The following is a 4988-nucleotide window of genomic DNA, read 5'->3' on the forward strand; positions in this document are numbered from 1 at the left end:
TGCCCGCCTTCCGCGAAGCGGCGGTGGCACGCGAGCCGCGCTCCTCCCGCAGACACGCGCGCAGCGCCTCGGGATCAAGGCCCTCGTTGCACGCCTGATGGAGCAGTTGCGCGAAGACGTACCGGGGATCGGTCCGCAGGGCGAGCCCCAGCGCGACCCGGGCCGCCGGCTCGTCACCCGTGGACCAGGCGACCCAGCCGGCCAGGGTGAGCGGAGCCGCGGCGTGTTCCGCGTACGCCCCGACGCAGCGGCGGGCGAGCGCGCGCCAGAGCCGCAGCGCGGATTGCGCCTCCGGACCTTCCATCCATTCGGCGGCGCGGTCGCGGGTCTCGCGGTCCTGCAGGCCGAGGATGACCTGGGCCGCTTCGGCGTGGCTGATCAGCCCGTCGTCCGCCGCGTCCGCCTCGACCGCCGAGCGGTCGGCGACGGACGTCCCGCCGAGCCGCGTCATGAGGGCGCGCGCCATCCGCAAGGTCTCCCTGCCGACCTGCTGCCTGTTCCCCGCGCCCAGAATCCTCGGGACGAGCGCGGCCCCCGCGTCGTCCAGGGCCCGGAGCTGGTCGTCGACCGCCGGGGTGCACCAGGGCCGCAGGCGCGCCTCCATCTCCTTCAGCGATCCGCGCACCTGAATGCCCGCGTACGCGGCGGCGGCCGCCATCACCGAGGTGCCGGGCAGCACCAGCTCGTTGCCTTCCGGCGGACAGCAGCGGACATCAGGACAGCAGTACGACCAGAAGCGGCCCCCGGAAATACACAGCACCTCGTGCACGGGCACGTCGAGCGCGCCGCACGCGGTGCGCAGCCGCTGGGCGAGCGGGCGCAACCGCTCCATGACCTGCCGGCCCGTCCGGCCGTCGGCCGGGTCCTGGCAGAGGAACGCGATGATCCCGTCGGGCCGCTCCCCCCGCCGCTCACTCCCCTCCACCAGACAGTCGGCGAGCTGATCGGCCACCGGCAGCCACTCGTCCGGCGCGGCCGGAATCCCGAGCCTGAGCCGGCCGCCGAAGCGGCCGTGCTCCCCGTGCAGGGCGACCAGGACCACCGAGTCGGTCGGATGAAAGCCCATCAGGTAGGGCAGTGCGTCGGCCAGTTCGGCCGGGCTGCGCAAGGTGATCTGCTGCTCGTCGGACGGTCCGGTCTGTGCGCTGTGCTTGTTCATGGCTCGACGGTCCCGCACCGGTCACCAGGCCCGCGACCCCTGTGGATAAAGTTATCCACAGGGCGTCCTGGGGCTCGGGCGTGAGGTGCCTGTCCGGCGTAGAGTCGAAAGGCAGCGACCTGCAGTCGCGCGATCCGGCGACGGCAGCGACAGGAGGCCCGCACATGCCCGCACCGCTCCCGCCCGACGACGCTGATCACGCCGCGGCCGGCGACCCGAACCCCTGGCAGGAGCTGGAGGACCGGTACGCCGAGCCTCCGCCGTGGGAGATCGGGCGCCCGCAGCAGGCGTTCCTCGACGTCGCGCGCTCGGGCGCCGTCCGGGGACGGGTGCTGGACGTCGGCTGCGGGACCGGCGAGCACGCGTTCATGTGCGCCGACCTCGGTCTCGACGTCACCGGCATCGACCTGGCGACCACCGCGCTGCGGACCGCGGAGGACAAGGCCCGGCAGCGCGGCTCCGCCGTCCGGTTCCTGCGGCACGACGCACTGGAGCTGCCGGCTTTGGGAGAGCGGTTCGACACCGTGCTCGACTCGGGCATGTTCCACATGCTCGATCCGCAAGACCGGGCCGCGTTCACCGGCGGCCTGCGGACGGTGCTGCGCCCCGGAGGCCGCTACTTCCTGCTCTGTTTCAGCGACCGGGAGCCCAAGACCCCCGGGGTGACGGTCCCGTACCGGCTGTCGCGTGACGACATCACCGCCGCGTTCGCCGACAAGCTCCAGATCGATTCCGTCGTCCCCGCCACCATCGAGATCACCCTCGATCCGGCCGGCATCCGCGGCTGGCTCTGCGCCATGACACGCACCTCGGCCTAGGTTCCGCGAGAGCCGTCCCGGCACAGAGCCGTCCCGGCACAGAACCGGCCCCGCCGACGCAGCAGAGAGAAGAAGCGATTGAGCACGCAGCCAGAAGGCGACAGGGATTTCGACGTGGACCGGGCGGTGCAGGACTCGCTCGACCGGTTGACGCTCGTGGCCAACGCGTCGGAGGCGCTGTCCAGCACCCTGGAGCTGGAGCCCGGGCTGCGGCGGCTGTGCCGGGTGCTGGTGCCCGCCCTCGCCGACTGGTGTGCCATCGACCTGATCGAGGAGGACGACGAGCTGCGGCTGCGCCGGGTCGTCGTGGAGCACCGCGAGCCCAACGCGCTGCCTCCCGACTTCCTGGAGGCGCTTCTCCCGGCGGCCGAAGCCGACTCCCAGGCTCCACTGGCGCGCGCGTTGCGCGGCGCCGGGCCGCTGCGGCTGACCGAGTTCCCCTCGCCCGCCGAGGGGACCGACGCCCTGGAACGTATCGAGTTGCAGACCTTCGCCCAGCTGGGGGCGCACCAGGCGGTCCTGGTGCCGCTGCGGGCGCGCCGCAAAGTGGTGGGCGTGCTGACCTTGGTGCGGGTCGACCAGGACGGTCTTGACCAGCAGGAGCGGCTGCCGCTCGTCGTCGATCTGGCGCACCGCATCGCCATGGCCGTCGACAACGCGCGCCTGCACGCCCAGACCGCGCACACGGCGGAGCGGCTGCAGCGCTCCCTGCTGCCCACCCTGCCCGACACGGGCCATGTGGAGCTGAGCGCGCGTTACGCGCCCGCCCGGGTCAGCGCCGAGGTCGGGGGTGACTGGTACGACGCGTTCCCGCTCCCCGACGGCGCCCTCACGCTGATCATCGGCGATGTCACGGGTCACGACCTGAGAGCCGCCGTGGCCATGAGCCAGATGCGCAACATGCTGCGGGGCATCGCCTGTGACCGTAAGGAGCCGCCCGGCAAGATCCTGGCCAGGCTGGACGCGGCGAACGAGATCCTCTATCCCACCCAGACGCTGACCTGCCTGTACGGCCTGATCGTCAAGCCGGATCCGTACGGTCCCTGGCTGCTGGAGTACGCGTCGGCGGGCCACCCGGCCCCGCTGCTGATCACCGACGAGGGCGACACCCGTTTTCTGACCGGGGGCCGCAGCATCCTGCTCGGGGTCACGCCCGACGCGCTCCGCTCCGACGCCACCGAGTCCCTGCCGCCAGGCTGCACGCTGCTGTTGTACACGGACGGGCTGATCGAGCGCCGCAGCGAGACGTTCGACGACGGGATGACCCGGCTGCGCCAGCATGCGGCCGCCCTCTCCCGCGAGCCGCTGGAGACGTTCTGCGACGAACTGATGTCGGGGCTCGGTGACGCGAGTACGGACGACATCGCCCTGCTCGCCGTCCGCATCCCGCCCGCCACCGCGCCGCCGCACACCGCCACGGCGGAATGAACCCTGGCGGCCCGGACCATGTGCCGGGTCAGCGGATGTCCTGCCAGAAGGCGCAGTGGTGGGCCGCCGCCGCGTCGACCATGCGGTCACCGCTCGGGGTCAGTTGCAGCACGTCCTTCGCCGGTGCCGTCCCCGCCGTCGCCCTGGACCAACTCGGAGCCTTCGGGGCGACGGGCCTGCCGTCGTGCGCGAAGGAGGACCAGTAGTCGATCATCCGGCTGGACAGCGCCTGCTGCCCGCCGGTCCGCAGCAGGCTCTTGCCGCCGAGGTCGAAGAGGGACGGCAGGTCCGTGGCGTGCGAGGCGCCCAGCGGCAGGCCGGGGACCTTGAGCCCGTTCACGTTCGGCGCCTGCGGATCGGCGAATTCGTACGCGTAGACGGTGGTCCTGGCTGCCAGGGCCCGGTCTCCCGCGAGGGTCGGACAGGTCCACGCCCCGTCCGTGATCACCGTGGACCAGGCCAGGGCCGCGGAACCGTACTTCTTGACCGGATACACCGCCGCGACATCGGCGGCCCGGTCGCCGAACGCGGCTGCCAGGAGCTTGGGGTAGGTCGCCGCGGTGACCGCGGCGGGGTCGGCGAGCAGCGCACCGCCGACGAACGACCTGGCCTCGTCCTTGTTCCCGCCGGACAGCACGGGGACATGCGCGAAGTCACCGCGCCGCAGAGCGGTCGCGGGGTTGCCGGGCAGCAGATCGGTTCCGTACGAGAGGTGGTCGGCGAAGTCGTTGTTCAGCTTCACCACGCCGGAGGCGGGCAGCGACCGCAGGCACGCCAGTTTCGCTGCGGCGTTGCCGTGGCCGCAGCCGACGCTCGCCGCGACCCTGGCACCGTCGGCCTCGTCGGTGGCGAGCGGCTTGTAGGGGGTCTCGTTCGGGGCGCCGGGATACAGGGCGCCCGGAAACCAGTCCAGCAGACAGGAGCCGGACATGACGGCGGCCTTGTCGACGAGGCCGCGCGCCTTCGGTGAGCTGAGCACGGCGCAGGTCGACATGGCCCCTGCCGACTCCCCGAACACGGTGACGTTGCCGGGGTCGCCGCCGAACGCCCGCGCGTTGCTGTCGGCCCAGCGCAGCGAGGCGAGTTGGTCGGCCAGGCCGAAGGTGCCGGAGCCGGGCAGCCCCTTGAGGCCGAAGTAACCGAAGGCGCCGAGCCGGTAGTTGGCGGTGACGACGATGACCCGGCCCTGGCTCGCCAGCCGCTGTGCGTCGTAGTCGGAGCCCGCTCCCGTGGTGTAGCCGCCGCCGTGCCACCACACCATGACGGGCAGGTTCTCCCCCGGGCGCCGGTCGCGCGGAGTGGTGACGTTCAGGAACAGGCAGTCCTCGGTGGTGGCCGCTTTCGCGCCCGGCGTGGCCGCCGCCTGCGCGCAGCGCGGTCCCGGCTTCGTGGCCTGTGTGGTGCCGGTGGCGGCGGAGACCGGTTGCGGCGCCTTCCAGCGGCGGGCGCCGGTCGGGGGCTGTGCGAAGCGGATGCCGAGGAATTGGTGGGCCGTGGGGGTGGCGAGGCCGTGCAGCCGGCCACTGCTGGTGTTGACGGTGAGCGGCGCGGTGGTCGGCCGCTCGGACCGGCGGCCGTTGCCG

The 4988-nt window shown here is 72.7% G+C and carries 4 protein-coding genes; 2 read left to right on the top strand and 2 right to left on the bottom strand.

What is annotated here, in order from left to right; all coding sequences use genetic code 11:
• Positions 1-1159 (bottom strand): DUF4192 domain-containing protein (locus HY68_RS00925; protein WP_063779690.1); only part of this gene is annotated, 1159 nt, incomplete at its 3' end.
• Between the two features lie 164 nt (positions 1160-1323).
• Between HY68_RS00925 and HY68_RS00930 the strand changes: the two genes are divergently transcribed.
• Together HY68_RS00930 and HY68_RS00935 are read left to right on the top strand one after the other, a co-directional pair.
• Entirely contained in the window at positions 1324-1977 is a 654-nt protein-coding gene (locus tag HY68_RS00930; protein ID WP_052456975.1) for a class I SAM-dependent methyltransferase, read from the top strand.
• Between the two features lie 78 nt (positions 1978-2055).
• The gene (locus HY68_RS00935) at positions 2056-3405 is read left to right on the top strand and encodes a SpoIIE family protein phosphatase (RefSeq protein WP_041983432.1); all 1350 of its coding nucleotides are present in this window, start codon (positions 2056-2058) and stop codon (positions 3403-3405) included.
• Between the two features lie 28 nt (positions 3406-3433).
• Here the strand turns inward: HY68_RS00935 and HY68_RS00940 are convergent.
• Positions 3434-4988, bottom strand: a 1555-nt coding sequence (locus tag HY68_RS00940) for a carboxylesterase family protein (RefSeq protein WP_041983433.1), incomplete at its 5' end; no start/stop codon positions are given.

This window comes from Streptomyces sp. AcH 505, assembly GCF_000818175.1.
Lineage (GTDB): Bacteria > Actinomycetota > Actinomycetes > Streptomycetales > Streptomycetaceae > Streptomyces.